This is a genomic window from Arhodomonas sp. KWT2 (assembly GCF_041949875.1).
GTDB lineage: Bacteria > Pseudomonadota > Gammaproteobacteria > Nitrococcales > Nitrococcaceae > Arhodomonas > Arhodomonas aquaeolei.
Genome location: NZ_JBHFPQ010000008.1, coordinates 1 through 1,194, shown reverse-complemented (window position 1 = coordinate 1,194; position 1,194 = coordinate 1). Strand labels below are relative to the sequence as shown.

Sequence of the window (1,194 nt, the reverse complement as noted above, 5' to 3'; positions counted from 1 at the left end):
GCCGTGTCCAAGGAGAAGTTTGAGCGCACGAAGCCGCACGTGAACGTGGGAACGATTGGTCACGTTGACCATGGCAAGACGACGCTGACGGCGGCGATGACGAAGGTGATGGCGGAGAAGTACGGGGGTGCGGCGCGCGCGTTCGACCAGATCGACAATGCGCCGGAGGAGCGCGATCGTGGTATCACGATTGCGACCGCGCACGTTGAGTACGAGACGGATGCGCGTCACTACGCGCACGTTGACTGCCCGGGGCACGCGGACTACGTGAAGAACATGATCACGGGTGCGGCGCAGATGGACGGCGCGATCCTGGTGGTCTCGGCGGCGGACGGTCCGATGCCGCAGACGCGCGAGCACATTCTGCTGGCGCGCCAGGTGGGTGTGCCGTCGATGGTGGTCTACCTGAACAAGGCGGACATGGTCGACGACGAGGAGCTGCTGGAGCTCGTGGAGATGGAGGTCCGGGAGCTGCTGAGCGACTACGACTTCCCGGGCGACGACATTCCGGTGATCACCGGCTCGGCGCTGAAGGCGCTGGAGGGTGACGAGTCGGAGATCGGCGCGCCGTCGATCATCCGTCTGGTGCAGGCGATGGACGAGTACATTCCGGAGCCGAGCCGTGCGGTTGACGGACCGTTCCTGATGCCGATCGAGGACGTGTTCTCGATCTCGGGTCGCGGCACGGTGGTGACCGGTCGTGTCGAGCGTGGTGTGATCAAGACCGGCGAGGAGGTGGAGATCGTGGGTCTGCGCGACACCACGAAGACCACGGTCACCGGTGTGGAGATGTTCCGCAAGCTGCTTGATCAGGGTCAGGCGGGCGACAACATCGGTGCGCTGCTGCGCGGGACCAAGCGCGACGAGGTCGAGCGCGGGCAGGTGCTGTGCAAGCCGGGCACGATCACCCCGCACACGAAGTTCGAGTGCGAGGTCTACGTGCTCTCCAAGGACGAGGGTGGGCGTCACACGCCGTTCTTCAACGGCTACCGTCCGCAGTTCTACTTCCGTACCACCGACGTCACGGGTGCCTGTGACCTGCCGGAGGGCACGGAGATGGTGATGCCGGGCGACAACGTGAAGATGACGGTGTCGCTGATCGCGCCGATCGCCATGGAAGAGGGGCTGCGTTTCGCGGTGCGTGAGGGCGGTCGTACCGTCGGCGCCGGCGTCGTCTCCAAGATCATCGAGTAA

1 protein-coding gene is annotated in these 1,194 nt (G+C 65.0%); it reads left to right on the top strand.

Annotated features, from left to right (window positions below):
- The first annotated feature begins 3 nt into the window (after positions 1–3).
- A complete protein-coding gene (tuf, locus tag ACEZHJ_RS00120) occupies positions 4–1,194 on the top strand; it encodes an elongation factor Tu (protein ID WP_163143619.1) in 1,191 nt (396 codons plus the stop codon).